The following is a 26,041-nucleotide window of genomic DNA, read 5'->3' as shown; positions in this document are numbered from 1 at the left end:
GACAACCACCCGCGTGAGTCGGCGTCCTAGGCTGAAGCGATGATCGCAGCCCACGAGACCGAGATCGTCGTGTACGGCGGGCCCGCGGCCGGCGTGACCGCGGCGGTGGCCGCCGCGCGGGAAGGCGCCCGGGTGATCCTGCTCGAACCGGGCCGTCACCTGGGCGGAATGGTGTCCGGCGGCCTCGGCTACACCGATCTGGGCGACGCCCGCGTGCTGGGCGGACTGGCCCGCGAGTTCATGCTCGCCGTCGCCGACCGGTACGGCGTACCGGCGGGCCACTACGCCGGGCCCGAGCCGCATGTCGCCGAGCAGATCTTCACCGACTGGCTCACCGAGGCCGGCGTGGACGTCGTCTTCGACGCCAGGCTGCTGAGCGTGGACGCCACTGACGGCGAGATCCGCGCGCTCGGCACGACGGCCGGAACCTATCGGGCTGGGATGTTCGTCGACGCCGGCTACGAAGGCGATCTGCTCGCCGCCGCGGGTGTGCCGTACGCCGTGGGCCGCGAAGGGAGATCCAAGTACGGCGAGTCGCTGGCCGGCCGGCAGGAGTTTGCCCCGGGCAAGCACCAGTTTCCCACCACGGTGTCCCCGTTGCAGGACGATCAGCCCTTGCGCCTTGTCCACCAGCGTCCGCTGGTGGCGCCCGGTGAGGGCGACGGTGGAGTGATGGCCTACGGGTTCCGCGTCTGTCTCAGCTCGGCGCCGGACCGGTTGCCGTTCGAGCAGCGACCTGGCTACGACCCGGCCGAGTGGGAACTGGCTCGCCGGTGGTTCGCCGTCCTGCGGGCGAACGGTGTGGAGCCGGCCGCCGGCGACGTGATCGGCCTGGTTCCGAACCTGCCAAACGGCAAATGCGACGGCAACTCGATCGGCCCGTTGTCGCTCAGCCTGCTCGACGGAACCAACTGGGCCTACCCGGACGCCGACGAAGACCTGCGCGAACGGATCCGCCGACGGCACGCCGACTACACCCGCGACTTCCTCTGGTTCATGACCACCGACCCGGCGGTCCCCCGATCGGTCCGGGACGGCCTGCGGGCCTGGGGATTCGCACCCGACGAGTTCGGCGGCGGCCTGCCGCACCAGTTGTACGTCCGGGAGGCGCGGCGGATGAACGGCGAGTACGTGCTGACCCAGCACGACCTGCTGCCGCGACCGGTCCGCCAGTACGACGCGATCGCGATGGGGTCGTACCACATCGACATCCGCGAGGTGCAGCGCACGTGGTCGGTCGCCTACGAGCATCCCGATCCGGCGCCGTGGGTCTTCAACGAGGGCTACCTGTCGGTCGCGGTCGCGCCGTACCAGATCCCGTACCGGTGCATCGTCCCGAAGTACGACGACTGCCGGAACCTGCTCGTCCCGGTGTGCCTGAGCGCGTCGCACGTCGCCTTCGCGTCGGTGCGGATGGAGCCGCAGTACGAGCTGCTCGGGCAGGCGGCGGGAGTCGCGGCCGCGCACGCCTTCCGAACTGGGTGCGCGGTGCAACAGCTCGACGTACGGCACCTGCAGGAACGGTTGGTTGCCGCCGGCGCCGTTCTCGCGCTCTAGGCCGCGGCCGGCATCGGGGAGAGTTTGGCGCGCAGGTCGTCGAGGATGCGGCGCAGGACGCGGGACACCTGCATCTGGCTGACCCCGATGTCCTCGCCGATCTCGGACTGGGTCCAGCCCTCGACGAAACGCAGCTGCAGGATCCGCCGTTCGCGCGGACCGAGGTCCTGCAGGACCGGCTGCAGCATGTCGACCGCCTCCAGCTGGTCGATGCTCGTGTCCTCGTCGTCGGCGACCACGTCGGCCAGCGTCAGCTCGGCGTCCGGCTCGGCCGGCCGGTCCAGCGACAGGACGTTGAAGCACCCGCGGGCGGCCAGCGCCTGCTCGACGTCGGTCACGTCCACATCGAGCTGGTCGGCGATCTCGGCCGGCGTCGGTTCACGGTTCAGCTCCTGCTCCAGCAGCGGCAGCTTGGCGGCGATCGCGCCCTGCAGCTCCTGCAGCCGGCGCGGGATCCGCACGGTCCACGCACAGTCACGGAAGTATCGCTTCACCTCGCCCCGGATGGTCGGGATCGCGAAGCCGATGAACGGCGTGTCGGCGTCCAGACGGTAGTGGTGCGCGGCCTTCACCAGACCGAGCGAGGCGACCTGCTCCAGATCGTCGGCCTCGGCTCCGCGACCGCGGAACCGGCGGGCGATGCCCTTGGCCATCTCCAGGTTGAGCTCGACGACCTGTTCCAGCAGCTGCTGCCGCTCGGTCTCGTCGGTGCTGGCGGCACGGCGTTCGAGCAGTTCGTGCGTCACGGCCTCACGGGCGGCCCGGTCGGCCGCGGTCGAGCACTGGGTGGGCACGCTCTCAACCGAAGATGCCATCGGTATGACCTCGCGACGAGTCGTCACGGCGTGGCACATCTCTGGACCACGGTCACGTTCCTGTCCAGGCCCGTACCCAACCGCCCGGATCCCATGCATGCCCTCGGCAACGGTACGGCGTGAAGCCGGCGGACCGGGGTACCAGCACGGCATGGCTAACCTCGATCAGTCGGTGGCGCCGGTGCTGGAGGCGCTGCGGGACTACCACCAGCGGAACTACAGCAACTACTCGCCGCCCGGCCACAAACAGGGCAAGGGCGCCGACGACCTGGTCCGGCAAGTGCTCGGCGCCGACGTGTTCCGGTCCGACGTCCTGGCCACCGGCGGGCTGGACGACCGCAAGTCACGCCAGCGCGTGCTGCCCCGGGCCCAGGAGTTGATGGCCGACGCGGTCGGCGCCGACCACGCGTTCTTCTCGACCTGCGGCAGCTCGCTGTCGGTGAAGAGCGCGATGATGGCGGTCGTCGCGCCCGGCGAGAAGCTGCTGATCGGCCGGGACGCGCACAAGTCGGTGGTGTCTGGTCTCGTGCTGGCCGGCATCGAACCGGTCTGGGTCCGCCCGCGCTGGGACACCGAGCTGCACCTGGCCCATCCGCCCAACCCGGAGGCGTTCGACCAGGCGTTCCGGGACCATCCGGAAGCGGTCGGAGCGCTCGTCACCAGCCCTTCGCCGTACGGGACGTGCAGTGATCTGGAGTCGATCGCGCAGATCTGTCACCGGCACGGCAAGCCGTTGATCGTCGACGAGGCGTGGGGCGCGCACCTGCCGTTCCACGAGGACCTGCCGACCTGGGCGATGGACGCCGGCGCGGACGTCTGCGTGGTGTCGATCCACAAGGCCGGCGCCGGCTTCGAGCAGGGTTCGGTCTTCCACCTGCAGGGCGACCTGGTCGATCCGGTCCGGCTGCAGGAGAGCGAGGACCTGCTGTCCACCACCAGCCCGAACGTCCTCCTGTACGCCGCGATGGACGGCTGGCGCCGGCAGATGGCGCTGAACGGGCACGAGCTGCTCGGCAACGCGCTGAAACTGGTCCGCGGCACCCGCGGCGCGATCGACGGGCTGCCGGGCCTGCGGGTGTTCGAGGACCGGCTGATCGCCGAGGAGGCTTCGCACGATCTGGACCGGTTGCAGATCATGATCGACGTGCTGGACGCCGGGATCTCGGGCTACCAGGCGGCCGATTGGCTGCGTGAGCAGAAGGCGATCAACGTCGGCCTGTCCGATCACCGGCGAATCCTCGCCCAGTTCACCTTCGCCGACGACCAGGACGACGCCGACCGGCTCGTCTCCGCGCTCGCCGAGCTGACCCGTACGTCGCTGCCCCAGCAGCGCTCGGTCGTGCTGCCCGATCCGTCCGACCTCGAGCTGGAGCAGGCGATGCTGCCGCGGGAGGCGTTTTTCGCGCGGCAGGAGACCGTCGCGGTCCAGGACGCGATCGACCGGATCGCGACCGAGCAGATCACGCCGTACCCGCCGGGCATCCCCGCGATCGTGCCGGGCGAACGCATCTCCGCCGGCGTCGTCGACTACCTGCGCTCCGGCGTCGCGGCGACGATGGTGCTGCCCGACGCGGCCGATCCGGAGTTCAAGACCGTACGCGTCGTCGCCCGGTAGCCCAGTAGAGCAGCGCGCCGACGGCCAGGACGGCCGAGCCGACGGCGATCGACGCCCACGGCAGGGAGAAGGCCAGCCCGAGGCAACCGATCAGGCCGACCACCGGTACGGCGTACCGGCGGGGGCGCAGCGTCCAGGCCGAGGCGTTGGCGATCGCGTAGTAGACCAGCACGCCGAACGACGAGAAGCCGATCGCGCCGCGCAGGTCGGTCGTCGCGGCGACCACGGCGACCACCAGCCCGACCGCGAGCTCGGCACGGTGCGGGACCTGATAGCGCGGGTGGATCGCGGCCAGGCGCCGCGGCAGGTGCCCGTCCCGCGCCATCGCCAAGGTGGTGCGGGACACGCCGAGGATCAGCGCCAGCAGCGCGCCGAGCGCCGCCACGGTGGCGCCGGCGCGCACGACCGGGCCGAGTTGTTCGACGCCCGCGGCGTGCACGACATCCGCGAGCGGGTCCGGGGACGCCGCCAACGCGGCCGGTCCGAGCACGACGAGCGTGGTGACGGCGACCGCGACGTACGTGCCGAAGGTGATCGCCAGCGCGAGCGGGACCGCGCGGGGAATCGTCCGCGCCGGATCGCGCACCTCCTCGCCGAGCGTCGCGATCCGCGCGTAGCCGGCGAAGGCGAAGAACAGCAGGCCGGCCGCTTGGAGTACACCCGACAGCGGCACGGAGCTCCCGAGCTCGAGCCGCTGGAAGTCGGCCGTGTCCGCGGTCAGACCGACCACGACGACCGCTGCGAGCACCAGCAGGACGACAGCCACGATGACCCGGCTCGCCCACGCGGACTTCTGCACGCCGAAGTAGTTCAGCGTCGTCACGGCGACGACCGCGACGACGGCGACCACGGGGCCCTGCTCGGGCCACAGGTACGAGCCGACGGTGAGCGCCATCGCCGCGCAGGACGCGGTTTTGCCGACGACGAACGCCCAGCCGGCCAGGTAGCCCCAGAACGGGCTCAGCTGTTCGCGGCCGTAGACGTAGGTCCCGCCGGACCGCGGATGGACGGCGGCCAGCCGGGCCGAGGACGTCGCGTTGCAGTAGGCAACCACCGCGGCGACCGCGAGCGCGATCAGCAGGCTCGCGCCGGCGACCCCGGCGGCCGGGGCGAAGACCACGAACACCCCGGCACCGATCATCGCGCCGAGGCCGACCACCACCGCGTCGCCGACTCCCAGATCCCGCCGCAGCTGCGTCATGGCGGTAGTCGATCACAACCCGTTGAACGGCGGCCGAACGCCTCTCGGCGGCGGACGACGCCCGTCCCTCGTGCGCAGGAACGACGAAGGCGCGCGGCCCCGGGAGCGGGGACGCGCGCCGTCGACGTACGGGTCAGACCTTCTTGGCGATGCCCGCCATCAGGATCTTCTGGTACGGCAGCAGCTCCTCGACGTCCGGGACCTCTTCGTCGGGGGCCGACGGGTTCCAGCGCTCGAGGAAGTCCAGGCCCGGCGGCACCAGCGGCATGCCGAGGAAGTGCTGCTCGATCCGCTCCGGGGTCCGGATCCAGCCGTTGCCCAGGCTCTCCAGGCCGGCCTGCTCCATCGCCTTCTGCAGCGGCTCACCGGTGTCGACGAAGTCGGTGATGAACAGGTAGCTGCCCGGGACCAACTGGTCCATGATCGTGCGGACCCACTCGTCGGGCTTCTCGTCGTCGTGGAAGTGCATGTGGATGCCGACGACCATCAGCGCGACCGGGCGGCTGAGGTCCAGGTGGCTCTTCACGTCCGGGTGGTCGAGGATCCCCTGCGGGTCGCGCAGGTCGGCGGTCACCACGGTCGTGTTCTCGTTGGTGGCCAGCAGCGCCCGGCCGTGCGCGAGCACGATCGGGTCGATGTCGACGTAGACCACCTTGGCGGCGGGGTTGATCTCCTGCGCCGCCTGGTGGGTGTTCTTCTGGGTCGGCAGACCGCTGCCGATGTCCAGGAACTGGTCGACGCCCTCGCGGACGAGGAACTGAACGCCCCGGACCAGCGCGGCCCGGTTGTCGATCGCGCAACGACCGGCATCCGGGACGTACTTCAGGTAGGTCGCCGCGCCCTCACGGTCGACGGCGAAGTTGTCCTTGCCACCCAGCAGCGCGTCGTACACGCGGGCGATGGTGGGTTGGGAGGTGTCGAACGCCGGAGTTGCCCCCGGGCCGTCGGAATTCGCCATCGACGCAGCCTTTGTGTTGTAGGGAAACAGTGCGGTCATCGTAGTGCATTTTGATACCAGTGCGGCCCTGGATCAGCCTGGTCGGGAGTGTTGCCCGAGCCAGATCCGAAAAGCCTGATTTCTCAACTAGACAAGGGATTCCGGCGTCGGTCGCCACGTCCTGACATGGTTGCCGGCTCGAGTCCGGCGAGGACCCCGCGCAGCAGTACCTGCAGCGGCACGCGAGTACGGCGTACCGGGGTCCGGTCGGAGTCTTCCCCAGCTGGGCGCGAGTCAATCACCGAGCCGCCCGCAGGCGCGCGGCCGCCGGTTTCGATCACCCAAAGCGACGCCACACCGGGCCGGCGACACACCTGCGGTCACGCCGCGTATTCAACCGGACACACGGGCGTCCAACGTGTACGATGCAAATGCAAGCCCAAATGCACGTGCATATGCCAAAGACGTACGGAAGGTGCAGCTGATGACTGCTGTCTACAACGGCATGCCCGGCGACGCGATGAGCGAGCTGGTCTGGCGCAAGAGTCAGCGGAGTGGCCCCAACGGCAACTGCGTTGAGGTGGCGAAGCTTCCGGGCGGCGGCGTGGCGATGCGGAACTCGCGCCACACCGACGGCCCGGCCCTGGTCTTCACCCAGGCGGAGATCGAGGCGTTCCTCGGCGGCGTTCAGGACGGGGAGTTCGACGACCTCGCCTGAACCGGGTCCGACCCAAGGCAAGAGGCCCCCTCACCGGGCGAGCGGTGAGGGGGCCTCTTCATGTCTGCGACCGCCCGAGCATCCCCGGACGTGACAAAAGGCCGTCCCTTGAGGAGGAGGACGGCCTTTTGCCCAGCCGTCACCTGAGGAGGGAGACGGCCTTTCCATCGAGGCGCTCCGAGAACTCATGGAGCGGTGGTGCACCGCCGGCAGGCCCGATCACTGGCCCGCGAACGGTCGATCAGAGTGCTGTACTACTAGGGCACTACTAGGGCCTACTGCACGGTGAGCGGCCAGAGCTGCTCGCTGCGCGGCAGTTCCGAGGCGCTGCCGGGGCCGGCCGCGTTGTCGACAGTGATGCGCAGACCGGTGAACTTGGGCGTCATCACCCGCTGGTAGCGCGAGGCCCGGTCCGGCTCCGCGACGTACTCGGCGATCAGGTGGTCACCCAACCAGATCCGCACCATTTTCCGTCCTCCTCGATCGGTGTTCATGGGCTCAGGCTCACGATCGGGTCGCCGTCGAGCTGGCGGACACCGCGCAGCCACCCTTCGAAGGCCCAGCGCTGCTGCTCGGGGCAGCGCGCCACGAGTTCCTGGATCTCCCGCTCGGTGAGCTCGTCGGGCGCCCGGTCGCCGGTCTTCGCGGCGACGGACTCGACGGGCTGTGCGTCGTGGTCACTCATCGACTCGGGTACCCCAACCAGTCATGCCGGCAGCGAACCGCCGACGGGCCAAAGGTCCGGCCTGCTGGTTCGCGTCGGCGACGGTGATGTCACTTGGCGCGAGATCCAGCTCACCTTCTGTGCATGAAGTAATCATGGCGTCGGCACGCTGCGAATGCAAGCGCCCGATGCACGTGCATTCGCACGTTTTCCGTTTGTGACCTCCCGGAGACCCGATTCAGGCTCAGCAGCGGTGTCCGCCGCCGGATCCGAGGCCCAGTCAAGGGCTTTTGGCGCGCAACTATGTCTGGACAAAGTCGACGATTGCGGCGAGCAGTGCGAGACTCGGGGTCACCGTCGGTAGTGAGGCGGCGGGCGGCGGCGACTCATCAGGAAGAACGTCGACAGATCGTCGGCCCGCCGTGCGATGATTTGTTTCGGGGTACGACAGAGGCACAGCTGGGGCGTCGGAGGTGAGTGTGACGGAGTCGGGCGCGCAAAGCGGGCCGACAGCGCTACGCATCATCCTGGGAGCGCACCTGCGCCGGATGCGTGAGGCCGCCGGCATCTCGCGGTCCGACGCGGGCTGGGAGATCCGGTCGTCGGAGTCGAAGGTCAGCCGGATGGAGCTCGGCCGGGTCGGCTTCAAGGAGCGCGACGTCGCCGACCTGCTGCGGCTCTACGGTCTCGACGACCCCGAGGAGCGTGAGCGGCTGCTCTCGCTGGCCCGCGACGCCAACAACCCCGGTTGGTGGCACCGCTTCGGTGACGTGCTGCCGAGCTGGTTCCACTCCTACCTCGGTCTCGAAGCCTCCGCCCAGTTGATCCGTACCTACGAGCTGCAGTTCGTGCCGGGCCTGCTGCAGACTCAGGACTACGTGCGCGCGGTCGTCCAGCTCGGCCGCGGGCTGATCCCGGCCGACGAGGTCGAACGCCGGGTGTCCCTGCGGGTCAGCCGCCAGGAAGTGCTCACCCGGGTGAGCCCGGTCCGGCTCTGGGCCGTCGTCGACGAGTCGGCGCTGCGCCGGCCGATCGGCGGCGTGAAGGCGATGCGCGCGCAGCTGGAGCACCTGATCGAGGCGACCTACATGCCCAACGTCACGCTGCAGGTGATGCCGTTCGAGGCCGGTGGCCACGCGGCGACCGGTGGCGCGTACAGCATCCTGCGGTTCCCCGAGCACGATCTGCCCGACATCGTCTACATCGAGCACCTGACCAGTGCGCTCTACCTGGACAAGCTCGAGGACCTCGACCAGTACACGGCGACGATGGAAGCCCTCTGCGTCGCGGCCCCGCCGCCGAACAAGACCCGCGACCTGATCGCGACCATTCTCAAGGACTTCTGACCGCCCTAGGCGTTGGCGTCGAGCCAGTCCAGGAGCGGGGTGACGGCGCGCCAGTCGGCGCGGATCCGGTCGACCAGTTCGGCGGTGTGGATCACCGGCTCGAACCCGTACGACCGGCTGAGCGCGAGCGACTTGTGCCGCAGCAGCTCGATTCGCGGATGGCCGGCGTCGTAGCCGCGCGGCGTGGTCTTGAGCTTGTCGCCACCGACCGTCCACCCGTCGGCGACCAGCTGGGCGAGCAGCTTTTCCAGCTCCTGGCCGCGGCGGTCCTCGTCGATCGCCGTCCGGATCCGGGCGAGCCGGTCCGCGGCCGCCTCGTAGAATCCGGCCCCGACCCGCACGCCCGGCGCCGACAGTTCGACGTACCGGCCGGTCGGCAGGAACGCGCCCTGATGCGTCTTGTACGGCGTCTTGTCCTTGGCGAACCGCACGTCGCGGTACGGCCGGAAGATCTTCGCCGGGCCGAACTCCGGTTCGAGCTCGGCCAGCAAGGCGGCCATCGGGGCGCGCACCGATTCCTCGTACACATGCTTGTGCTCGGCCCAGAAGGTCTTGCTGTTGTCCATCTCGAGGTCGTCGTAGAAGTCCAGCGCGGCGACCGGGAACCCGGTGAAGCTCATGGCCTCACCCTAATTGCCCCGCGACGGCCCGCCGTGGTCGGTAGCCTGAGACGATGCTGACGGTTCCCCAGCTCGACGTCCTGCGGCAGCGGCGCAGTGAGAAGTGGTCCGGGCATCCGCCGGGAGTGATCGGCGCGACCGTCGCCGAGCTCGACTTCGAACTCGCACCGCCGATCGCCGCCGTCCTGCACGACGCCATCGCCCGCAGCGATCTCGGCTACGCGCACGAAGTCACTCCACAGCTGCGCGAGGCCTTCACCTGCTTCGCCGCCCGCCGGCTCGGGTGGCGGGTGGATCCCGATCGCCTGACCCTGATCCCCGAGGTCCTGATCGGACTGATCGAGTTGTGCCGGGTGCTCGCGCCGGGCGGCAAGGTCGGCTTCGCGACGGCGGGCTATCCGCCGTTCCTCAAGCAGCTTCCGCCGGCGGGCTTCACGATCCGGCAGATTCCCTTGCGTGCCGACGGTTCGTTCGACCTGGACCAACTGGCGGCCGAGCTGCGGGACGGATTGCGCATCCTGATCCTGGCGAGTCCACACAATCCGACCGGCCGGGTGCTGCCGCGCGCCGAGCTGGAGCAGATCGCCGAGCTCTGCGCCGAGTACGACGCGTGGGTGCTGGCCGACGAGATCCACGCTCCGCTGGTCCTTCCGGGCGCCGAGTTCGTGCCCTGGCTGCAGGTGTCGGACGCCGCGCGCGAGCGCGGGATCGCGCTGACCTCGGCGTCCAAGGCGTTCAACCTGGCCGGGCTCAAGTGCGCGTTGCTCGTCACCGCCTCCGACCGCGCGCAGGACGTCGTGCGGCGGTTGCCGTTCAAGGCCGAGCAGGTCGGACTGCTCGGGGTGATGGCGGCCGAGACGGCCTTCGCCGACTGCGATCCCTGGCTGGACGCGCTGATCGCGCAGCTCGACCGGAACCGGGTGCTGATCAGCGAGCGACTGCCGGCCGGCATCACCTGGTCGCCGCCGCAGGCCACGTACCTGGGCTGGCTGGACTGCGGTGCGCTCGGGCTCGCGCCCGATCCGGCGACGTACTTCCTCGACCGGGCGAAAGTGGCCTTGGGCCCCGGTTCGGACTACGACCCGGCCGGCCGCGACCGGGTTCGGCTGAACTTCGGCACCGGCCCCGAGCTGCTCACCGAACTGCTCGACCGGATGACGGCCGCGCTACCGGCGTAGCTCCCGGAAGAACGCGCGGACGTCGTCGACCAGTACGGCCGGCTGCTCCAGCGCGGCGAAGTGACCACCGTGCGGGTACGACGTCCAGCGCACGATGTTGTCGGTCCGGTCGGCGATCGCCCGGAGCGGGATGAAGTTGTCGTGCGCGAAGTCGGCCAGCGCGGTCGGCGTGCGCGACGGCTCGACCGGGCGGCCGTGGTGGGCGCGCTCGTAGTAGATCCGCCCGGCCGATCCCGCCGTACCGGTGAGCCAGTAGAGCATCACCGTGGTGAGCAGGTGGTCGCGGCCGATCGGCTGCGCGGGATCGGCCCACTCGTGGAACTTCTCCGCGATCCACGCCAACTGCCCGACCGGCGAGTCGACCAGCGCGTAGGCGAGCGTCTGCGGCCGGGTCGACTGCAGGTCGGCGTAGCCCTGCTTCTCCCGCTGCCACGCGCGCATCCGTTGCCAGGAGGCGATGGTCCGGGCGCGCTCGGCCGGATCGAGTCCGGCCAGCTCTTGCTCGGTCGGCTCAGCAGTCGCGGCACCGCCGGGCAGCAGGTTGAGGTGGACGCCGATCACCTGGTCCGGCCGGATCCGCCCGAGCTCGCGGGAGATCGCGGCACCCCAGTCGCCACCCTGTACGCCGTACCGACGCAAGCCGAGCCGGTCCATCAGCTCGGCGAAGGCGCGGGCGATCCGGTTGACCTCCCAACCCGGCTCGGTGGTGGGGCCGGACAAGCCGAAGCCGGGAATGCTCGGGATCACCAGCTCGAACGCCGGCGCGTCCGGAGCGCCGTGCGTGCGAGGATCCGTCAGCGGTCCCGCGACGTCGACGAACTCCGCGATCGAGCCCGGCCAGCCGTGCGTGAGCAGCAGCGGGATCGCGTCGGGTTCGGGCGACGGAACACGGGCGAAGTGGATCCGGGTGCCGTCGATCGTGGTGGTGAACTGCGGCCATTCGTTCAACCGGGCCTCGGCGGCACGCCAGTCGTAGCCGTGCCGCCAGTACTCGGCCAGCTCGCGCAGATAGTCCCCCGGTACGCCGTACGACCAGCCGACGCCGGGAAGCTCGTCGGGCCAGCGGGTCAGGTCCAGTCGCAGCGCGAGATCGTCGAGCTGTTGCTGGGCGATCGCCAGCCGGAACGGTTCTATGGTCACCGGCGCAGCTTGCCGTGAAACCGGCCCGCGGTGCACCTGGATTCGGCGGTCAGGCCTCGACCCGCCGGTCGCGGACCAGCTTCAGCACCAGCGCGACCGCCAGCAGCAGGACGCCGGCCACCAGGACCACGGTCACCAGCGTGACCGAGCTGTCCAGCTTCCCGTCGCAGGCCATCGGCGTGATCCCGCGGGCCGGCGTGAACGCCGAACCGCAGTCGACCCCGTCGGCCGAGACCGACCGGAAACCGAGTGCCAGGCCGACCAGCAGCAGCACCACTCCGGCACCCGCCAGAATCTTGTTCATCGTCGTCACGATCGCGCCGACGCCATCTCCCGCGGGCGTGCCGACGGCACCACCCGACTGCCCCGTAACACTTCGTTCACTCCCGACTTCGACCGACACCTCAACGAACTTACGGCCGGCCGTGCGCTGATCCACCCCGACAGAGCCGTCAGCACCGATTCTTCACACAGTCCTTACTCAGGACAAACCAGCTCGTGACGATGCTCTCAGAGCACGATACGGGCAGTGACAGTGGCATGGCCGTGCCACCACCCAGCGACGGGATGCAAGCGACCGCGACACTCCGCTTCCTGGCCAAGCGACCGGCGGTGCTCTACGGTGTGACATATGAAGAGTTCTGCAGATGTGCAGTCCCCCACCGGGGTCGACGCCTGCGCGGTGAAGCTGGTCGACCCCGAGCGGGTGGCGGCCGTCCACGCCAGGATGCCTTCGGAGCAGGACGTCGTCGACACCGCCGACGTGTTCGGCCTGCTCGGCGACCCGCGCCGGCTCAAGCTGCTGGTCGCGCTGCTCGACGGCGAACTGTGCGTCTGCGACCTCGCCGCGGTCACCGGCATGAGCGAGTCGGCCACCTCACACGCGCTGCGCCTGCTGCGCGCACACCGCGTGGTGTCGGTCCGCCGGGACGGCCGGATGGCCTACTACCGCCTGGACGACGCGCACGTGCGCATGCTGGTCGACCTCGCGGTCGCGCACACCGAGCACACCGACGCCATCCACCCCGAGCGCAGCTCCTGATGGCCGGCACGGGGCACGGTCACGGCCACGGACACGGCCACCCGGTCAGTACGAGCGCCGACCGCAAACTGCTGAGTGGCGCGCTCGCCCTCATCCTCGGCTTCATGGCCGCCGAGGTGATCGTCGGGTTCGCGGCCGGCTCGCTGGCCTTGATCACCGACGCCGCGCACATGCTGACCGACGCGATCGCCATCGCGCTCGCGCTGGTCGCGATCCGGCTGGCGGCCCGTCCACCCGCCGGCGGTTTCACCTACGGCCTGAAGCGGGTCGAGATCCTGTCCGCGCAGGCCAACGGCATCACCCTGCTGCTGCTCGCGGCGTTTTTCGTCTACGAGTCGGTCGAGCGGATGATCCACCCGCCCGAGGTCGAGGGCCTGCTCGTGCTGATCGTCGGTGTGGTCGGCATCTTCGTCAATCTCGCCGCTACCTGGCTGATCAGCAAGGCCAACCGTTCCAGCCTGAACGTCGAGGGCGCCTTCCAGCACATCCTCAACGACCTGTTCGCGTTCGTCGCCACCGCCGTCGCCGGGCTGGTCGTGCTGCTCACCGGCTTCACCCGCGCCGACTCGATCGCCGCGCTGATCGTCGCCGCGCTGATGCTGAAGGCCGGCGTCGACCTGGTCCGGGCCTCCGGCCGGATCTTCCTCGAGGCCGCGCCCGCCGGACTCGACCCGGCCGCGCTCGGCAAGGAGCTGTGCCGCATCCCCGGGGTGGTCGAGGTGCACGACCTGCACGTCTGGGAGATCACCTCCGGCGAACCGGCCGCCTCGGCGCACATCCTGGTCCGCGAGGGCCTGGACTGCCACCTGATCCGCGAGCAGATCGAGGCCGTGCTGGCGGAGCGGCATCACCTGACCCACTCGACGCTTCAGGTCGACCACGCGTCAGGCGACGTACCGGAGTTGCACTGCAGCGACGCGCACGGCGCCGTGCACCGCGCGGTCACACCCGCCGGGCCAGGACCTGACCGGGCCACACCGAGTCATTGACCGGTACGCCGAACGCCTCCGTCGGCGTGAACCCCTGCGATTCGTAGTACCGGACCAGAGCGCCGTCGCCGCCGGCGTAACAGTCCACCCGGACGAGCCCGACGCCGTCCTCCTTGGCCAGTTGCAGCGCGTACTGGATGAGCTCGGTGCCGATCCCGCTGCCCTTCGCCGCACGATCGGTCACCAGCAGCCGGATGTACAGCTCCGGCTCGGACGCCGGCGGGATGTGCTCGCTCGCGTCGCCGACGGCCAGCGCGCCCACCACCCGGCCGTCGCGCTCCCCGATCCACAATCCGCCGTCGGCCGCGAACCCGGTGATCTGCCCGATCCGCCGAGGGTTCGTCGAGTGCGGCTCGGTCCCCCATTGGCCGGTCCGGCCGTTCGCGACCAGCCACTCGGTCGCGCCGTCCAGCAAGGCCAGGACGGCTGGTACGTCGGCGTGCTCCCCCGCGCGAATCTCCACCGCTCCATCCTGCCATCGGGGTTAGTGTCGAAATCCGCCGAGTGGCTTCTACCTGTGGGGTGAGAGCACTTCGAACCGAGGAGGAACCATGACCACCCTGGACCACGACTTCACCGCCGAACTGCAGACCAGTGACGCCAAGGGCGGCTGGACGTACGTCGTGATGCCCGGCTCGGCCGAGTTCTTCGGCACCCGTGGCCTGGTCAAGATCCGCGGCACGATCGACGGCCACCCGTTCGAGAGCTCGTTCATGGCGCTGGGCGACGGCACCCACAAACTCCCGGTCAAGGCCGACCTGCGCAAGGTGATCGGCAAGACCACCGGGGACGAGGTCACCGTCCACCTCGCCGAGCGGCTCTGACGGTTTCGCCCGCCGCGTGCTGGTCCATGGCGGCTCCTCGGAGCGCCGGCCGGACGTGCACCACTGACCAACTGGTCGCCGCACGGCGTGTCGGGGCCGACACGCCGGTGCGGGCCTGGGTTGGTGGGTGGTGCACGTCCGCCACCCGGATCAGGCGAGGGACACCAGGTCGAGGTAGTCGTCGGTCCACAGGTCCTCGGTGGCGTCGGGCAGCAGCAGGACGCGGTCCGGGCGCAGCGCCTCGATCGCGCCCTCGTCGTGGGTGACCATCACGATCGCGCCCGGGTAGTTGCCGACGGCACCGAGCACCTCGTCCCGGGAGGCCGGGTCGAGGTTGTTGGTGGGCTCGTCGAGCAGCAGCACGTTGGCGCCGGAGTGGACCAGACCGGCCAGGGCCAGCCGGGTCTTCTCGCCGCCGGACAGTACGTGCGCCGGCTTGTCCGCGTCGTCGCCGCTGAACAGGAACGAGCCCAGCACGTTGCGCACCTCGCCGTCGGTCAGCCGGGGCGCCACCGCCGCGAGGTTCTGCCGGACGGTGCTCGCCAGGTCGAGCGTGTCGTGCTCCTGCGCGAAGTACCCGAGGCGCAGACCGTGCCCGGCGACGACCCGGCCGCTGTCGGGCTGTTCCCGGCCGGCGAGGATCCGCAACAGGGTGGTCTTGCCCGCGCCGTTCAGACCGAGGATAACCAACCGGCTGCCGCGGTCGACGGCCAGGTCGACGCCCCTGAGCACCTCCAGCGCGCCGTACGACTTGGTCAGGCCGGTCGCGCTCAGTGGAGTGCGACCGGACGGCGCCGGGTCGGGCAGGCGGATCCGCGCGACGCGGGCGGCTCGGCGTACCGGCTCCAGGTCGGCGAGCAGCTTGTCGGCCCGGCGGGCCATGTTGCGGGCGGCAACCGCCGTACTGGCTCCGGCCTGCATCTTGGCCGCTTGGGCGTGCAGCACCGCCGCCTTGCGTTCGGCGGTGTGGCGCTCGCGCGTCCGGCGTCGCTCGTCGGTCTCCAGTTGGGTGAGGTACTTGGCCCAGCCGGTGTTGTGGACGTCGATCGTCCGCCGCTGCGGGTCGAGGTGGAAGACCCGGTTGACCGTGGCGGCCAGCAGCTCGCGGTCGTGGCTGATCACCACCAGACCGCCGGAGTACCCGAGCAGGAACGAGCGCAGCCAGACGATCGAGTCGGCGTCGAGGTGGTTGGTCGGCTCGTCGAGCAGCAACGTGTCGTGTTCGGCGAACAGGATCCGGGCCAGCTCCACCCGGCGGCGCTGTCCGCCGGACAGTTCACCGATCGGCTGGTCGAGGGCACGCAGCGGCAGGCCGACGCCGGCCGCGAGCCGGGCCGCCTCGGCCTCCGCGGCGTAGCCCCCCGCGGCCTGGAACTCGGTCTCGGCGCGCGCGTACGCCGCCATCGCGCGCTCCTGCTCGGCGCCGGTCGCCGTACTCATCGTCGCCTCGGCCCGCCGGAGCCGGTCGACGACGACGTCCAGACCGCGGGCGGACAGGATCCGGGCAGTGACGGTGAGGGCGGGATCGGCGGCGCGCGGATCCTGCGGGAGGTAGCCGACCGAGCCGGTCGTGGTGATCGTCCCGGTGGCCGGGCGCTCTTCGCCGGCCAGGGCCTTGAGCAGCGTGGTCTTACCGGCGCCGTTGCGGCCGACCAGGCCGATCTTGTCGCCGGGGCCGATGTGGAAGGACAGGTCGGACAGCAGCAGCTGGGCGCCGGCGCGTACGTCGACCGAGTGAACGGTGATCATGGGAATGGTTACTCTCTGTGATGCCTACGGGACACACTTCGGGTGCGGAAGCGGGTCGCGCAGCTAGACACAGAGGCAAGTAGCCATATGTCCACGGTAGAGGAGCCGGTCAAAAGCGCGCAGCTGATTTTCGGTCACCCCACCGGCTGGGAGGATGTGCGGCATGAGTGAGAGAGATGTCGAACGCACCTACTCCGTCGAGGACTTCGCCGCCAAGCTGCGCCGCCTGGCCGACGCACTGGAGGCCGGCAAGCCGTTCCGGATCCAGATCGCCGGCGAACGCTTCACCGTTCCGAGGAACGCGAAGTTCAGCGTCGAGCACGAGCGCGGCGAGGACGAGGAGGAGGTCGAGTTCCAGCTGAAGTGGGCCCTGACCGACACCGAAGAGACCCCGGAGGACACCCCCGAGGTCTGATCACGACACCTCTAGTCCGCCACCAGCAAAGAGAACCGCTCGTCGCACTGGACGACCTCGCGCGGGGTGAACCCGGCCGCGGCCACCAAGTCCGACCACTCCCGCTCGGTCCGGTCGGCGCCGCCGGCGATCACCAGCATCTCGATGTCGTCGAACTTGGAGTAGTGCGGCGCGTTGCCGGCCGGGATCATCGTCTCCGCGACCAGCACCGGCCCACCGCCGGCCCGGATCGCCCGCAGGATCCGGGTTGCCTGGTCGTCGGTGAAGTTGTGCAGGCAACTCTTGATCAGGTAGGCGTCCCCGGCCGGTACGGCGGTGAAGAAGTCGCCCGCGACGAGCTGGACCCGGTCGATCAGCCCGGCCGCCTCGAACGCTGCACGCGCCGCCGGTAGCACGGCGTCGAGTTCCAGCAGCACGCCTCGGATCGTGGGGTACGCCGTCAGCAACTCGATCAGCAGCTCCCCGGAACCACCGCCGACATCCACCACGGTCCCGTACGCCGAGAAGTCGTGCGCGGCGACGATCGGCGCCATCGCCTGCCCGTGGAAGGTGGCCACGGTCGCGCCGAACACCGCCGCGTCGTCGGGGTGGGTGCCCAAGTAGTCGTAGATGCTCACCCCGAAGGTGCTCGCGAACGCCGGCTCACCGGTCCGGACCGACTCGGCGATCCGCGCGTACGGCGTCCAGAACGGTTCCAGCGCGAACATCCGGGCGGCCGCGCGCATCGACCCCGGTCCGCCGGACCGCAGCAGCTCGGCCGTCTCGGTCAGCACGAACCGGCCGTCGCTGTCCTCGGCGAAGACCCCGATGCTCGCGGCGGCACGCAGTACTCGGTACAGCGCTCGCGGGTCGGCGCCGACCCGGTCGGCCAGCTCGTCGGCGGTGAGCGGCTTGTCGGTCAGCTCGTCGGCGATGCCGAACTCGGCCACGGCGGCGAGCACCGGCGGGATCCACTTACCGGTCAGGTACTGGGTCAGCTGTTGCCGTGCGGTCATCTCTCCCCCTTGCTGGCGATGGTCAGGCCTCCTGACCGAAACGGTAAGGTACCCTGACCGTCATGTCAACGGACACGAGCCCTGGCGCCGGAGCGAGCCGCGGCGCTGGAACCAGAGCGAGCGGCGGGGTCGATGCTGGAGCGAGCGCCGGTTCGGCGTACGAGTCGCCGGGGCGGTGGTTCGGGTTGTTGCGGGTGGCGTTCGATCAGGCGATGGCGGCGGTCGAGGCGGAGCTCGGTTCGCGATATCCGGAGCTCAGACCCGCGCACCTGCAGCTGTTCCGCTTCGGTGGGATCGACGGGCTGCACACCAGCGAGCTCGCCGCACACGCCGGGATCACCAAGCAGTCCATGCACGAACTGGTCACGCATCTCGAACGCCACGGATACCTGACCCGCACCCCCGATCCGGCCGACTCCCGCGCCCGGCGGGTCCGGCTGACCGCCAAAGGACGCCGGCTGGAGAAGGATCTGGTCCGCGCGATCGACATCGTCCGCGAGGACTGGCGAGCTCGGCTCGGCGAGCAGCGGCTGGCCACGTTGTGGTCGATACTTCAGGAGCTGACCGGAGAGGTGACGCCCGAAGGGAGACCAGTGTGACGATCGCGGTGTACGGCGCGGGCGGGATCGGGTGCTACGTCGGCGGTCGGCTGGTCGCCGGCGGCGCGGAGGTCGTGTTCGTCGGGCGGCAGCGGGTGGGCGACGAACTGGCCGCGCACGGGCTTCACCTGACCGACTACCTCGGCGCGGACCTGCAGGTCGACGGCTTGCGGTTCGCGACCAGCGCGGAGGCGGTGGCCGACGCGGAGCTCGTGCTCGTGACGGTGAAGTCCGCCGCGACGGAGGGCGCCGCCGACGAGCTGGCGGGCGTCCTCAAACCGGGCGCCGTCGTGGTGAGTTTCCAGAACGGCGTACGCAACGGCGACGTCCTTCGGGAACGGCTGCCGGAGCAGCTGGTGCTCAGCGGGATGGTCCCGTTCAACGTGCTCAACAAGGGCGCCGGGGCGTTCCACCAAGGGACCGCGGGCGCGCTCGACGTCCAGGAGCACGTCGCGCTGACGCCGTACGTCGAGGCGTTCGAGCGGGCCGGGCTGCCGTTGCAGCAGCACGCGGACATCCTGGCGGTGCAGTGGGCGAAGCTGCTGCTCAACCTGAACAACCCGGTCAACGCGCTCTCCGACCTGCCGCTGCGCGACCAGCTCTCGCAGCGTGCCTATCGTCGCTGCCTGGCCGCCGCGCAGGACGAGACGCTGAAACTCCTGCGCTTGAAGGGGATTCGGCCCGCCCAGCTGACGGCGCTACCGCCGGAGCGGATGCCCGCGGTGCTGCGCCTGCCGGACTTCCTGTTCCGCCGGCTGGCCTCGAAGATGCTCGCGGTCGACCCGTACGCGCGATCGTCGATGTGGGAGGACCTGCAGGCCGGGCGCCGGACCGAGATCGACTACCTGAACGGCGAGGTCGTCCGCCTCGCCGAGTCCCTCGGCCGCACCGCGCCGGTCAACGCGAAACTCGTCGAACTGATCCGCGCCGAGGAGACCGGCCCCCGCCGCGCGTGGACGGGCGCCGAGCTTCTCCGAGAGCTTCAGCTCTGAGCAGCAGGCGGGAGCAGCTTCGGGTCGCCGAGCGGCCACTCCGCCGGGTTCGGCCCCAGCTTTGCGAGCGCATCCAACTGCAGCAGACACCAGGGCGACAATCCCGGCCACGCGGCGACCTCGGACCACTCCACCCACTCGTACGCCGCGACCTCGGCCGGGTCCGGCTGTGGCTCACCGTCCCAGTCGACCCGGAAGACCGGACAGAGCTCGTTCTCCACGATCCCGGCCGGCATCTCCGCCCGGTACCGGAACTCAGGCAGCACCAGGTCGATCCGCTCGGCGACCAGACCCAGCTCGTCGGCCAGCCGTCGCCGTACGGCGTCCTGGACCGGCTCGTCCGGCAAGGGATGCCCACAGCAACTGTTCGTCCAAACCCCAGGCCAGGTGGTCTTGCTGTGAGCCCGCTGGGTCAGCAGCACCCGGCCGTGCCGGTCGAAGACGTAGCTGGAGAAGGCCAGGTGCAGCGGTGTCGAGGCGTGGTGCACGGTCGCCTTGTCCTGGCTCCCGATCGCGTGCCCCGTGTCGTCCAGCAGGACGACCTTCTCCGTGGTCATCCGTGAAGCCTATCCGGCGCGCTGCTAAGCTGATCACGTGACGAAGTGTCAGGCGACGTATCGACCGGCTCTGGGAGGAGCCGGGGTTTCGTAGTCCCCTGTAGCAGCTTCAGTACCAGAGCCTCCGAGGCAGGAACCGTCCGGTTCCTGCCTCTTTCCGTTGCCGGGAGGCTCTTCTCAGGCCTCTCGCCGTGCATCCCGAGAGGACCCCCATGAACGACGCCCAGGCCGTGATCGACCGGTTACGGCGGACCACCGACTCGATCGTCGGCGAGGCCGACCTGCGCACCCGGCTGGAATCCGGCCGCCCCCTGCGGATCAAGTACGGCGTCGACTGCACCGCGCCCGACCTGCATCTCGGCCACGCGGTGAACCTGTGGATGATGCGCGCGCTGCAGGACCTCGGCCACACCGTCGTGTTCCTGCTCGGCGACCTGACCACGCGGATCGGCGACCCGACCGGCCGCAGCGAAACCCGGCCGATGCTGTCGCCGGAGGAGATCGAGGTCAACGCGACCGCGTTCCTCGAGCAGGTGTCGCTGGTACTGCGCACCGACCCGGAGGTGTTCGAGGTCCGCCGCAACTCCGAGTGGTACGACGCGATGGACGTCGCGACGCTGCTCGGCCTGTTCGCGCACGTGACACAGGCCCAGCTGATGGCCCGCGACATGTTCCGGGCCAGGGTCGCGGCCGGTCGCGAGATCGCGCTGCACGAACTGACGTACCCGGTGCTGCAGGGCTACGACAGCTTCGCTCTGCGCAGCGACCTGACGATCGTGGGGACGGACCAACTGTTCAACGAGTTGCTGGGCCGGCATTTCCAGCAGCGGCTCGGCGCCGATCCTCAAGTCGTGATCACCAGCACGATCACTCCTGGTCTCGACGGCGGCCCGAAGCAATCGAAGTCGCTGAACAACTACGTCGCGCTGACGGATCCGCCGCGGGAGAAGTTCGGCAAGTTGATGAGTCTGCCCGATGACCTGGTCGAGACCTACGCCCGCGTCTACACCGAACTCCCGATGGACGCCGTCGCCGCCCTCGGCAGCGCCGCGGCGGTCGGTGGTCCTGCGGCCCGGGACGCCAAGCTCAAGCTTGCCGCGGCGGTGGTCACCCGCTACCACGGCGCCGGTACGGCGCGAGCCGAGCTCGACGCCTTCCACCGGGTCTTCTCCGAGCGCGCCGAGCCGGCCGAGATGCCCGAAGTCGTCGTCGGCCACGAACCGCTGACCACGCTGGAGCTGCTGGCCGTCGTACGGCCGGGTGACAGCAAGTCCGAGCTGCGGCGGCTGATCCGGCAGGGCGCGGTGAGTGTCGACGGGACGAAGCTGACCGACGCGGAGGCAGCCGTCCAGGTGGCCGACGGTGCCGTCGTCCGCTCGGGCAAGCGGACCTGGCACCGGGTCCGGCGAAATTGACGAGCGGCCGGCAGGAAATTGCCGGACCATCGGTGAGGTGAGCGAAACGAAGACGGTGGAGGCGCTGGTCAGCCTCGGCGACCGGTACCTGGGCCGGGTGCCGGCCTTCGAGGCGGACCGGCCCTGGTGGGCGGAGATCGAGGCGACCACGGCGTACCTCGACCAGTTGCTCGGCGTACAGACCTTGGTGCTGCGGTTGATCCACGCTGACGAGGCGCAGACCCGGCGTGGCGGGCGCGTCGTCTACCACGTCCAGGCCGCTGCGGAGCCGCGCCCGGGAGTTCTCGACCCGACGCCGCTGCCGGAGTGGGCCGAGATCGTGAAGCCGCATCCGTTCCGCGCGAGCTGGGCCGAGGTGGACGGGCCGCGCCGGCTGATCGAGTGGGCGCAGGAGATCGTCGGCCCATCGCGACCGGCGCAGGTGAAGACCTGGAACCTCTCCTGCCTGATCCGCTTCAGCACGCCGGACGGCGGCGCCTGGGCGAAGGCGAACAGCCCGTTCTGCAGCATCGACGCGGACGTCATCCGCCACGTCCAGCAGTACGACGCGCAGCTGGCGCCCGGCGTACTGGGGATGGATGCGGAGCGACGGTGGTCGCTGCTCGAGCACGCTCCGGGCGTCGACTGCTGGGAACCGGACGACGAGACCTTGCGCGACGTGGTCGGTCGCTGGGTCACGGTCCAGGCGACCATCGACCCGGCCGCGCTGCGGACGCCCCGGATGCTTCCGCAGAGCGTCGCCGCCGAAGTCGCCGAGCTGCTCGACGGCGAAGCATGTTCGCAGTTGCCGGCCGACGTCCTCGCGAAGGCTCGGCGGTTGGTCGACGTACTTCCTGGACTGGTCGCGACGCTGGAGTCGTCGGGCCTGCCGAACACTCTGGTGCACGGAGACTTCCATCCCGGCAACTGGCGGTCCGACGGCACCACCCGCCGCATCGTGGACTGGGCGGACAGCTATCTCGGTCACCCCGCCACCGATCTGCACCGGCTGTGCGGTTACCTACCGCCCGCACAGCGGGAACTGGCCCGCTCGACCTGGATCGCCGCGTGGCGCAAGCATCTCCCGGCCAGCGATCCCGCCCGCGGTCTCCCGCCGATCGCGGTCGTCAGCCGCCTGCTCGGCGCCATCACGTACCAGCGGTTCCTCGACAACATCGAGCCCGACGAACGCATCTACCACGAGGGCGACCCCGCCCACGAGATCACCGGCGCCGTCGACACCGCGACCGAGCTCGGCCTGCTGTGACGGCCTTTCGAGAGGGAAACGCATGACGATCTTGGTGACAGGGGCCTCCGGCAACGCCGGCGGTGCCGTCGTCCGCGCGCTGGCCGCGAGCGGTGTTCCCGGGAAGGCCTTGCTGCGTCGTGAGCGCGAGCTGCCGCCCGGAATCGACCTGCTGCAAGGCGATCTCAACCAGCCGGAGACCTTCGCCGACGGACTGACCGGCGTCAGCGCGATCTTCCTGCTCAGCGGGTACGCCGGCCTCGACGAACTGCTCGCCGCGGCGAAGGCGGCGGGCGTGGCACGGATCGTCGTGCTGTCGAGCAGCTCGGTGGTCGGCTCGACGACGGACAACGCGATCGCGGCGTACCACCTCGCGACCGAGCAGGCCGTTCGCGACTCCGGCCTGGAGTGGACCTTTCTCCGGCCCAACACCTTCATGTCCAACACGCTGCGCTGGCTCGACCAGCTCGCGACCGGCGACGAGATCCGCGTGCAGTACCCGGAGGTCCCGATCTCGACCATCCACCCGGACGACATCGCCGACGTGGCGGTCCGGGCGCTTACCGAGCCGGGCCACGCCGGTACGGCGTACCGGTTGACGGGGCCGGTCGCGTTGCGGCCGGCGGAGCAGGTGGAGATCCTCGGGCAGACGCTCGGGCGCTCCTTGCAGGCGATCGAGTTGTCGCGCGAGGAGTCCCACGCCGAGCTGCTCGCGGCGATGCCGGCGGCGTACGCGGACGCGATCGACAGCTTCTTCGGAGCGGGAATCGTCGACGAGACCACCGTGAACGACGTCGTCGAGCAGGTCACCGGGCACCCGGCCCGGACGCTGCAGGAGTGGGCGACGGAGAACGCGTCCCGCTTCAGCTGACGGCGAGCAGGCGGAGGTGGTCGATCATCGTGTCGACCGCCTTGATCAACGGGTCCGGCGAACGGTTGACCTGGCTGAGCAGCAGGCCGCCCTGGACGGCAGCGAGCATCGCGACCGCCAGCTGGGCGGTGTCAGCGGCCGGACTGAGCTCGCCGCGCTCCTGCATCCGGGCGAGGCCGTCGTGGATCAGGCTCTCCCACATCTGGAACGCGTTCGCAAGCTGGACGCGGGCGACCGGATCGGCCTCGGACAGGTCGCTGGCCAACGACCCGAGCGGGCAGCCGCCGACACACTGGCTGGCGGTCAGGATGTTCACCATCAGGTCCCGCCAGTTGCCGAGGGCATCGAAACCGTCGAGCTGCTCGAGGCCCTGGCACTGCACGTCCATCACCTGGCCGGTCTGGTGCTCGATCACCGCGAGCACCAGCGCGTTCTTGCCCGGGAAGTAGTGATAGAGCTGCGACGGGCTGACCGCGGCCGCGGCCTGGATGTCCTCGATCGTCGTCCGGGCCACGCCCTGGTCGAGCATCAGCCGCGACGCGGCGGCGACGATCCGGTCCCGGGTGGCCTGCCCCTTGCGTGTCAGCGTCACGCCGTTGAGCGTACTGATTCTGGAGTTGATACTCCAATTTCGCCTCCGCAGGATTGGAGCAGATACTCCAACCAGCGGAAAGCGACAGCACTCTGATGACTGCAGACTTCACCGGCAAGACCGCCCTCGTCACCGGCAGCACCAGCGGCATCGGCCGCGAGGTGGCCAACCAGCTCGCCGCGCGCGGCGCCCACGTGATCCTCAGCGGGCGCGACGAGGCCCGGGGCGAGGCGGCCGTCCAGGCGATCCGGGCGACCGGAGGCAAGGCGGACTTCGTCCGGGCCGACCTGACCGACACGCGCAGCGTGACCCACCTGGCCGAGCGATCCGTCGAGCTCGGCGGCCGGGTCGACATCCTGGTCAACAACGCCGGGCTGTACCCGTTCGCGCCGACCGCCGAGGTCCCGCTGAGCCAGTTCGACGAGGTGTACGCCGTGAACGTGCGCGCGCCGTTCTTCCTGGTCGCGGCGCTCGCGCCGGCGATGGCCGAGCGCGGGTCCGGCGCGATCGTCAACGTCAGCACGATGGTGGCGACCAACGGGATGGCACAGATGGCCGTCTACGGCTCGAGCAAGGCCGCGCTCCAGCTGCTCACCAAGTCGTGGGCGGCCGAGTTCGCCGCGTCCGGCGTCCGGGTGAACGCGGTCAGCCCCGGCCCGACCCGCACCGAAGGCACCGCCGCCCTCGGCGACAACCTGGACGGCCTGGCCACCACCACTCCCCTCAACCGGGTCGGCAGGCCCGAGGAGGTCGCGGCGGCGATCGTCTGGCTCGCCTCCGACGCCGCGAGTCTGGTGCACGGCGCCGTGCTTCCGGTCGACGGCGGCCGGCTGGCCGTCTAGTCCCGCGCGGCTTGTTGCAACGGGCTACTTCTTGGGCAGCGCCCGGCCGACCGCCTGCTCGGAGGCCAGCTCGAGGAAGTCGTCGAGCCGGGCGCGCACCGATTCACCCAATGCGTCCAGCGTGGCCCGGTCGTCGGCTTCGGACATCTGGTGCGTCGCCTCGATCGCTGCCAGTGCGAGCTGCTCCAAGGCGGGGTCACCGCACAGCAGCTTCACCTTGTAGAACGCCGCCCAGGACCGAGCCCGCAGGACGTGACTCTCGGTCCTCAACGGCTCGTAGTCGTCGACGTCCGGGCCGGTGTCCAGCCGCTTGCGCAGCCGGGTCATGTGGGCCCGTCGCCAGTCCATCACCTTCTCGGCGAAGTCGCTGTAGGCGTCGATCCGCCGGGCCCGCAGCTGCTCGTCGCGGGTGAACCGCTCGGTCCGGCGCTGGGTGAGCCGCTGGAAGAGGAACGAGGTCGCGGCGCCGACGACCGTACCGACGATCGCGATCCAGGCTGTGCCCATCAGCCCGCTTCGGGGCTCAGCGCGGCGACGTACTCGGCGCCGGTGGTGACGGTGCCGAAGCGGGGGAAGACGTAGGAGATGGCGAAGTCGTGGGCCTTGGCGTCGAGGCCGGTCATCGCGTCGCTCACGTAGACGGTGGTGTAGCCGAGGTCGTCGGCGGCCCGGCCGGTGGACTCGACGCCGAAGTTGGTGGCGATGCCGGCCAGGACGACGGTGTCGATGTCGCGCGAGCGCAGCGCCTCGTCCAGTCCGGTGCCGTAGAAGGCGCCGACGGTCTGCTTGACGATCTGCAGGTCGTTCGGCTGCGGCGCGAGCTCGGGCGCCAGTTCGCTGCCCTCGGGCTGCACGCCCACGCCCGGGCGTTCGACTCGCACGTGCACCACGAGGCCGCCCACCGACCGGGTCGCCTTCGCCAGCGCGACACACCGCTCCAGCACCTCGCGACCCGACAGGGGCGCGGTCTCCAGCCCGATGATCCGGGGCATCAGGTCGATCAGCACCAACGCGGTCCGCCGGGGCTCCAAGCTGAAGGTCGTCATGGTCCGACCCTAGCGGCGGACCTCCACCACCGATCAACCCCGCCTGGCGACGACCCATCCAGGCGAGCCCGGCCCCACGCGTCAGCGCGGGACCGGG

General features: G+C 70.2%; 30 protein-coding genes. 15 read left to right on the top strand and 15 right to left on the bottom strand.

The features are described 5' to 3' along the window. Positions 1–39 precede the first annotated feature (39 nt). On the top strand, positions 40–1,557 hold the full coding sequence (locus ACQPXM_RS10660) for an FAD-dependent oxidoreductase (RefSeq protein ID WP_432947336.1): 1,518 nt from the start codon (positions 40–42) through the stop codon (positions 1,555–1,557). Here the strand turns inward: ACQPXM_RS10660 and ACQPXM_RS10655 are convergent. After that, positions 1,554–2,372, bottom strand: a complete 819-nt coding sequence (locus ACQPXM_RS10655; RefSeq protein ID WP_432947334.1) for a SigB/SigF/SigG family RNA polymerase sigma factor — start codon at positions 2,370–2,372, stop codon at positions 1,554–1,556. The two genes, ACQPXM_RS10660 and ACQPXM_RS10655, sit on opposite strands and share 4 nt — an antisense overlap. Before the next feature lie 151 nt (positions 2,373–2,523). Between ACQPXM_RS10655 and ACQPXM_RS10650 the strand changes: the two genes are divergently transcribed. Continuing rightward, complete coding sequence (locus ACQPXM_RS10650; RefSeq protein ID WP_432947332.1) at positions 2,524–3,987, top strand: aminotransferase class I/II-fold pyridoxal phosphate-dependent enzyme; 1,464 nt, start codon at positions 2,524–2,526, stop codon at positions 3,985–3,987. Here ACQPXM_RS10650 and ACQPXM_RS10645 read toward each other — a convergent pair. After that, positions 3,959–5,188, bottom strand: coding sequence for an APC family permease (locus ACQPXM_RS10645; protein ID WP_432947330.1), 1,230 nt, complete (start codon positions 5,186–5,188; stop codon positions 3,959–3,961). The two genes, ACQPXM_RS10650 and ACQPXM_RS10645, sit on opposite strands and share 29 nt — an antisense overlap. Positions 5,189–5,321: 133 nt before the next feature. Continuing rightward, complete coding sequence (locus tag ACQPXM_RS10640; protein ID WP_432947328.1) at positions 5,322–6,146, bottom strand: SAM-dependent methyltransferase; 825 nt, start codon at positions 6,144–6,146, stop codon at positions 5,322–5,324. A 463-nt stretch (positions 6,147–6,609) separates the two neighbouring features. Here ACQPXM_RS10640 and ACQPXM_RS10635 point away from each other — a divergent pair, with 463 nt between their 5' ends. After that, on the top strand, positions 6,610–6,843 hold the full coding sequence (locus ACQPXM_RS10635) for a DUF397 domain-containing protein (RefSeq protein ID WP_077013862.1): 234 nt from the start codon (positions 6,610–6,612) through the stop codon (positions 6,841–6,843). A gap of 275 nt (positions 6,844–7,118) precedes the next feature. On the opposite strand, the gene ACQPXM_RS10630 is transcribed toward ACQPXM_RS10635, so the two are convergent. Continuing rightward, positions 7,119–7,310 carry a hypothetical protein gene (locus ACQPXM_RS10630; RefSeq protein ID WP_012919557.1) on the bottom strand — a complete coding sequence of 64 codons (192 nt, stop codon included), beginning with the start codon at positions 7,308–7,310 and terminating at the stop codon, positions 7,119–7,121. A 23-nt stretch (positions 7,311–7,333) separates the two neighbouring features. Continuing rightward, the gene (locus ACQPXM_RS10625) at positions 7,334–7,528 is read right to left on the bottom strand and encodes a hypothetical protein (protein WP_432947325.1); all 195 of its coding nucleotides are present in this window, start codon (positions 7,526–7,528) and stop codon (positions 7,334–7,336) included. A 458-nt stretch (positions 7,529–7,986) separates the two neighbouring features. Between ACQPXM_RS10625 and ACQPXM_RS10620 the strand changes: the two genes are divergently transcribed. After that, entirely contained in the window at positions 7,987–8,853 is an 867-nt protein-coding gene (locus ACQPXM_RS10620; protein ID WP_432950984.1) for a helix-turn-helix domain-containing protein, read from the top strand. A gap of 5 nt (positions 8,854–8,858) precedes the next feature. Here ACQPXM_RS10620 and ACQPXM_RS10615 read toward each other — a convergent pair whose 3' ends face one another. Next, on the bottom strand, positions 8,859–9,473 hold the full coding sequence (locus tag ACQPXM_RS10615) for a DUF2461 domain-containing protein (protein ID WP_432947323.1): 615 nt from the start codon (positions 9,471–9,473) through the stop codon (positions 8,859–8,861). A 53-nt stretch (positions 9,474–9,526) separates the two neighbouring features. Between ACQPXM_RS10615 and ACQPXM_RS10610 the strand changes: the two genes are divergently transcribed. After that, entirely contained in the window at positions 9,527–10,651 is a 1,125-nt protein-coding gene (locus ACQPXM_RS10610) for a MalY/PatB family protein (RefSeq protein ID WP_432947321.1), read from the top strand. Here ACQPXM_RS10610 and ACQPXM_RS10605 read toward each other — a convergent pair. Together ACQPXM_RS10605 and ACQPXM_RS10600 are read right to left on the bottom strand one after the other, a co-directional pair. Next, positions 10,640–11,791 (bottom strand): epoxide hydrolase family protein, encoded by a 1,152-nt coding sequence (locus tag ACQPXM_RS10605; RefSeq protein ID WP_432947320.1) that lies wholly within the window; start codon positions 11,789–11,791, stop codon positions 10,640–10,642. The genes ACQPXM_RS10610 and ACQPXM_RS10605 overlap by 12 nt on opposite strands. A 49-nt stretch (positions 11,792–11,840) precedes the next feature. Then, complete coding sequence (locus ACQPXM_RS10600; RefSeq protein ID WP_432947318.1) at positions 11,841–12,095, bottom strand: hypothetical protein; 255 nt, start codon at positions 12,093–12,095, stop codon at positions 11,841–11,843. 327 nt (positions 12,096–12,422) lie between these two features. On the opposite strand from ACQPXM_RS10600, the gene ACQPXM_RS10595 reads away from it, so the two are divergent. Together ACQPXM_RS10595 and ACQPXM_RS10590 are read left to right on the top strand one after the other, a co-directional pair. Next, positions 12,423–12,833: an ArsR/SmtB family transcription factor gene (locus tag ACQPXM_RS10595; RefSeq protein WP_432947316.1), complete on the top strand. Its 411-nt coding sequence runs from the start codon at positions 12,423–12,425 to the stop codon at positions 12,831–12,833. Beyond that, a complete protein-coding gene (locus ACQPXM_RS10590; protein WP_432947314.1) occupies positions 12,833–13,822 on the top strand; it encodes a cation diffusion facilitator family transporter in 990 nt (329 codons plus the stop codon). Before ACQPXM_RS10595 ends, ACQPXM_RS10590 begins: the two co-directional genes overlap by 1 nt. Here ACQPXM_RS10590 and ACQPXM_RS10585 read toward each other — a convergent pair. Beyond that, entirely contained in the window at positions 13,776–14,285 is a 510-nt protein-coding gene (locus ACQPXM_RS10585) for a GNAT family N-acetyltransferase (protein WP_432947312.1), read from the bottom strand. The two genes, ACQPXM_RS10590 and ACQPXM_RS10585, sit on opposite strands and share 47 nt — an antisense overlap. 88 nt (positions 14,286–14,373) lie before the next feature. Between ACQPXM_RS10585 and ACQPXM_RS10580 the strand changes: the two genes are divergently transcribed. Beyond that, complete coding sequence (locus tag ACQPXM_RS10580; protein WP_432947310.1) at positions 14,374–14,646, top strand: DUF1905 domain-containing protein; 273 nt, start codon at positions 14,374–14,376, stop codon at positions 14,644–14,646. A gap of 150 nt (positions 14,647–14,796) precedes the next feature. Here ACQPXM_RS10580 and ACQPXM_RS10575 read toward each other — a convergent pair whose 3' ends face one another. Then, entirely contained in the window at positions 14,797–16,395 is a 1,599-nt protein-coding gene (locus tag ACQPXM_RS10575) for an ABC-F family ATP-binding cassette domain-containing protein (protein WP_432947308.1), read from the bottom strand. A 163-nt stretch (positions 16,396–16,558) separates the two neighbouring features. Between ACQPXM_RS10575 and ACQPXM_RS10570 the strand changes: the two genes are divergently transcribed. Continuing rightward, positions 16,559–16,810 (top strand): amphi-Trp domain-containing protein, encoded by a 252-nt coding sequence (locus tag ACQPXM_RS10570; protein ID WP_432947306.1) that lies wholly within the window; start codon positions 16,559–16,561, stop codon positions 16,808–16,810. A gap of 11 nt (positions 16,811–16,821) precedes the next feature. Here ACQPXM_RS10570 and ACQPXM_RS10565 read toward each other — a convergent pair whose 3' ends face one another. Beyond that, entirely contained in the window at positions 16,822–17,805 is a 984-nt protein-coding gene (locus ACQPXM_RS10565) for a methyltransferase (protein WP_432947304.1), read from the bottom strand. Positions 17,806–17,867: 62 nt separating this feature from the next. Here ACQPXM_RS10565 and ACQPXM_RS10560 point away from each other — a divergent pair, with 62 nt between their 5' ends. Beyond that, positions 17,868–18,404 carry a MarR family winged helix-turn-helix transcriptional regulator gene (locus ACQPXM_RS10560; RefSeq protein ID WP_432947302.1) on the top strand — a complete coding sequence of 179 codons (537 nt, stop codon included), beginning with the start codon at positions 17,868–17,870 and terminating at the stop codon, positions 18,402–18,404. Continuing rightward, positions 18,401–19,396: a 2-dehydropantoate 2-reductase gene (locus tag ACQPXM_RS10555; RefSeq protein WP_432947300.1), complete on the top strand. Its 996-nt coding sequence runs from the start codon at positions 18,401–18,403 to the stop codon at positions 19,394–19,396. The genes ACQPXM_RS10560 and ACQPXM_RS10555 overlap by 4 nt, the downstream gene beginning before the upstream one ends. On the opposite strand, the gene idi is transcribed toward ACQPXM_RS10555, so the two are convergent. Continuing rightward, a complete protein-coding gene (gene idi, locus ACQPXM_RS10550; RefSeq protein WP_432947298.1) occupies positions 19,387–19,953 on the bottom strand; it encodes an isopentenyl-diphosphate Delta-isomerase in 567 nt (188 codons plus the stop codon). The two genes, ACQPXM_RS10555 and idi, sit on opposite strands and share 10 nt — an antisense overlap. Before the next feature lie 212 nt (positions 19,954–20,165). Here idi and tyrS point away from each other — a divergent pair, with 212 nt between their 5' ends. From tyrS to ACQPXM_RS10535, 3 genes are read left to right on the top strand one after another with little or no spacing between them, the layout of a single operon-like run. Beyond that, on the top strand, positions 20,166–21,368 hold the full coding sequence (gene tyrS, locus ACQPXM_RS10545) for a tyrosine--tRNA ligase (protein ID WP_432947296.1): 1,203 nt from the start codon (positions 20,166–20,168) through the stop codon (positions 21,366–21,368). A 37-nt stretch (positions 21,369–21,405) separates the two neighbouring features. Next, positions 21,406–22,614, top strand: a complete 1,209-nt coding sequence (locus ACQPXM_RS10540) for an aminoglycoside phosphotransferase family protein (RefSeq protein ID WP_432947294.1) — start codon at positions 21,406–21,408, stop codon at positions 22,612–22,614. Positions 22,615–22,636: 22 nt separating this feature from the next. Next, positions 22,637–23,464 carry an NAD(P)H-binding protein gene (locus ACQPXM_RS10535; RefSeq protein WP_432947292.1) on the top strand — a complete coding sequence of 276 codons (828 nt, stop codon included), beginning with the start codon at positions 22,637–22,639 and terminating at the stop codon, positions 23,462–23,464. On the opposite strand, the gene ACQPXM_RS10530 is transcribed toward ACQPXM_RS10535, so the two are convergent. Continuing rightward, the gene (locus tag ACQPXM_RS10530; RefSeq protein WP_432947290.1) at positions 23,457–24,056 is read right to left on the bottom strand and encodes a TetR/AcrR family transcriptional regulator; all 600 of its coding nucleotides are present in this window, start codon (positions 24,054–24,056) and stop codon (positions 23,457–23,459) included. The genes ACQPXM_RS10535 and ACQPXM_RS10530 overlap by 8 nt on opposite strands. A 95-nt stretch (positions 24,057–24,151) precedes the next feature. Between ACQPXM_RS10530 and ACQPXM_RS10525 the strand changes: the two genes are divergently transcribed. Then, positions 24,152–24,898: an SDR family NAD(P)-dependent oxidoreductase gene (locus ACQPXM_RS10525; RefSeq protein WP_432947288.1), complete on the top strand. Its 747-nt coding sequence runs from the start codon at positions 24,152–24,154 to the stop codon at positions 24,896–24,898. Positions 24,899–24,922: 24 nt separating this feature from the next. Here the strand turns inward: ACQPXM_RS10525 and ACQPXM_RS10520 are convergent, their stop codons facing one another. Further along, positions 24,923–25,405, bottom strand: a complete 483-nt coding sequence (locus ACQPXM_RS10520) for a hypothetical protein (protein ID WP_432947286.1) — start codon at positions 25,403–25,405, stop codon at positions 24,923–24,925. Continuing rightward, positions 25,405–25,944 (bottom strand): isochorismatase family protein, encoded by a 540-nt coding sequence (locus ACQPXM_RS10515; protein ID WP_432947284.1) that lies wholly within the window; start codon positions 25,942–25,944, stop codon positions 25,405–25,407. Before ACQPXM_RS10515 ends, ACQPXM_RS10520 begins: the two co-directional genes overlap by 1 nt. Positions 25,945–26,041 lie beyond the last annotated feature (97 nt).

The sequence above is a fragment of the Kribbella sp. CA-253562 genome (assembly GCF_050942265.1).
Taxonomy (GTDB): domain Bacteria; phylum Actinomycetota; class Actinomycetes; order Propionibacteriales; family Kribbellaceae; genus Kribbella.
The sequence above is the reverse complement of the archived record's forward strand: the minus strand, read 5'-3'. Positions and strand labels throughout refer to the sequence as shown.

Excerpts from the sequence above, each read along its gene's own strand:
- ACQPXM_RS10655 (WP_432947334.1), bottom strand. The coding sequence starts at position 2,372 with ATGGCATCTTCGGTTGAGAGCGTGCCCACCCAGTGCTCGACCGCGGCC.
- ACQPXM_RS10570 (WP_432947306.1), top strand. The coding sequence starts at position 16,559 with ATGAGTGAGAGAGATGTCGAACGCACCTACTCCGTCGAGGACTTCGCC.
- ACQPXM_RS10610 (WP_432947321.1), top strand. The coding sequence starts at position 9,527 with ATGCTGACGGTTCCCCAGCTCGACGTCCTGCGGCAGCGGCGCAGTGAG.
- ACQPXM_RS10560 (WP_432947302.1), top strand. The coding sequence starts at position 17,868 with ATGTCAACGGACACGAGCCCTGGCGCCGGAGCGAGCCGCGGCGCTGGA.
- ACQPXM_RS10600 (WP_432947318.1), bottom strand. The coding sequence starts at position 12,095 with ATGAACAAGATTCTGGCGGGTGCCGGAGTGGTGCTGCTGCTGGTCGGC.
- idi (WP_432947298.1), bottom strand. The coding sequence starts at position 19,953 with ATGACCACGGAGAAGGTCGTCCTGCTGGACGACACGGGGCACGCGATC.
- tyrS (WP_432947296.1), top strand. The coding sequence starts at position 20,166 with ATGAACGACGCCCAGGCCGTGATCGACCGGTTACGGCGGACCACCGAC.
- ACQPXM_RS10565 (WP_432947304.1), bottom strand. The coding sequence starts at position 17,805 with ATGACCGCACGGCAACAGCTGACCCAGTACCTGACCGGTAAGTGGATC.
- ACQPXM_RS10635 (WP_077013862.1), top strand. The coding sequence starts at position 6,610 with ATGACTGCTGTCTACAACGGCATGCCCGGCGACGCGATGAGCGAGCTG.
- ACQPXM_RS10640 (WP_432947328.1), bottom strand. The coding sequence starts at position 6,146 with ATGGCGAATTCCGACGGCCCGGGGGCAACTCCGGCGTTCGACACCTCC.
- ACQPXM_RS10575 (WP_432947308.1), bottom strand. The coding sequence starts at position 16,395 with ATGATCACCGTTCACTCGGTCGACGTACGCGCCGGCGCCCAGCTGCTG.
- ACQPXM_RS10525 (WP_432947288.1), top strand. The coding sequence starts at position 24,152 with ATGACTGCAGACTTCACCGGCAAGACCGCCCTCGTCACCGGCAGCACC.
- ACQPXM_RS10515 (WP_432947284.1), bottom strand. The coding sequence starts at position 25,944 with ATGACGACCTTCAGCTTGGAGCCCCGGCGGACCGCGTTGGTGCTGATC.
- ACQPXM_RS10645 (WP_432947330.1), bottom strand. The coding sequence starts at position 5,188 with ATGACGCAGCTGCGGCGGGATCTGGGAGTCGGCGACGCGGTGGTGGTC.
- ACQPXM_RS10590 (WP_432947314.1), top strand. The coding sequence starts at position 12,833 with ATGGCCGGCACGGGGCACGGTCACGGCCACGGACACGGCCACCCGGTC.
- ACQPXM_RS10595 (WP_432947316.1), top strand. The coding sequence starts at position 12,423 with ATGAAGAGTTCTGCAGATGTGCAGTCCCCCACCGGGGTCGACGCCTGC.
- ACQPXM_RS10520 (WP_432947286.1), bottom strand. The coding sequence starts at position 25,405 with ATGGGCACAGCCTGGATCGCGATCGTCGGTACGGTCGTCGGCGCCGCG.
- ACQPXM_RS10535 (WP_432947292.1), top strand. The coding sequence starts at position 22,637 with ATGACGATCTTGGTGACAGGGGCCTCCGGCAACGCCGGCGGTGCCGTC.
- ACQPXM_RS10650 (WP_432947332.1), top strand. The coding sequence starts at position 2,524 with ATGGCTAACCTCGATCAGTCGGTGGCGCCGGTGCTGGAGGCGCTGCGG.
- ACQPXM_RS10625 (WP_432947325.1), bottom strand. The coding sequence starts at position 7,528 with ATGAGTGACCACGACGCACAGCCCGTCGAGTCCGTCGCCGCGAAGACC.
- ACQPXM_RS10660 (WP_432947336.1), top strand. The coding sequence starts at position 40 with ATGATCGCAGCCCACGAGACCGAGATCGTCGTGTACGGCGGGCCCGCG.
- ACQPXM_RS10580 (WP_432947310.1), top strand. The coding sequence starts at position 14,374 with ATGACCACCCTGGACCACGACTTCACCGCCGAACTGCAGACCAGTGAC.
- ACQPXM_RS10630 (WP_012919557.1), bottom strand. The coding sequence starts at position 7,310 with ATGGTGCGGATCTGGTTGGGTGACCACCTGATCGCCGAGTACGTCGCG.
- ACQPXM_RS10615 (WP_432947323.1), bottom strand. The coding sequence starts at position 9,473 with ATGAGCTTCACCGGGTTCCCGGTCGCCGCGCTGGACTTCTACGACGAC.